1 pseudogene is annotated in these 1,308 nt (G+C 71.9%); it reads left to right on the forward strand.

From position 1 onward, the window contains the following. Positions 1-1,308 (forward strand): annotated as a pseudogene (locus EOA79_RS32095) (chromosome segregation protein SMC); the annotation flags it as partial.

Here is a 1,308-nt window from a genome sequence, read left to right on the forward strand (position 1 = left end):
GTCTCACGCAAAGTGCGCTCGATCTGGTGGCGCGAGGCGGCCGCCTCGCGCCACCAGATCGAGCGCACTTTGCGTGAGACCGCCGAGCGCCGCGACCGCTTCGCTCGCCAGCTTGCCGAGGTCGATCGCGAGCTCTCCGATATTGTGGCGCGCATTTCCGGCCTGCCCGATCCCGCCGAGAAGCGGCTGCTGGTCGAGGACGCGCTTGCCCGGCTGGAAGAGAGCGAGCTAGGCGCCATCGCCGCCGAGCAGGCGGTCGCCGAAGCGCGCGCCGCCGAAAGTGCTGCCCGTCCGCCTCTGCAGGATGCCAAGGCCGAATTGCAGCGCATCGAGACGGAAGCGCGCACGCTGGCCAAGATACTCAACGCCGCGAGCGGCGATCTCTTCCCTTCGGTGCTGGAGCAGATCAGCGTCGAGCGCGGCTACGAGACGGCACTTGGCGCCGCGCTCGGCGAGGACCTCGACGTGCCGCTCGACCGCAGCGCCCCGGTGCATTGGGGCGAGAGCGCGGTTAAACCGGGTGACGCGGCGCTGCCCAAAGGCGTGAGGAGCCTGGCGAGTGTGGTCCGCGCCCCGGCACAGCTTGCCCGCCGCCTGGCGCAGATCGGCATCGTCGACGCCGCCGATGGCCGTCATCTTCAAGCGCAGCTCGCGCCCGGCCAGCGGCTGGTCAGCCGCGACGGCGCGCTCTGGCGCTGGGACGGCTTGACGGCCAGCGCCGATGCGCCGACCGCTGCGGCGCAGCGGCTGGCGCAGAAGAACCGCCTGGCGGAGCTCGATGCCGAGGCCATGCAGGCGACCCGCGTCGTGCGCGAGGCCGAGGAGGCGCTGGCGCGCGCCGAGCAGGCGATGCGCCAGGCGAGCGAGGCCGAGCGCAACGCGCGTCAGGCCGGCCGCGATGCCCAGCACGCACTGGACGACGCCCGTAACGCGCTGGCCGAGGCCGAGAAGGCCGGCGGCGAGCTGGCGAGCCGCCGTGCTGCCTTGGATGACGCCCGCGCGCGCATCGTCGACAGCCATGAAGAGACGCAAGCCGCTTTCCTCGAAGCCGAGGAGATGCTCAGGGACGCGCCCGATCTCGGCGACCTGCAGCTTCAGCTAGAGCAGGCCTCCGCCAGTGTAGCTCGCGACCGCGCCACGCTTGCCGATACGCGCGCCGTGCATGACGGCCTGCGGCGCGAGGCCGAAGCGCGCATGCGCCGGCTCGACGCGATCGGCACCGAGCGCAAGAACTGGCTGGAGCGGGCCGAAAACGCCTCGACGCAGATCGCCGCGCTTGGCGAGCGCAAGGCTGAGGCCGAAGCTGAG

Origin of the sequence: Mesorhizobium sp. M1A.F.Ca.IN.020.03.2.1, from assembly GCF_004023205.1 — a bacterium.
Classification (GTDB): domain Bacteria; phylum Pseudomonadota; class Alphaproteobacteria; order Rhizobiales; family Rhizobiaceae; genus Mesorhizobium.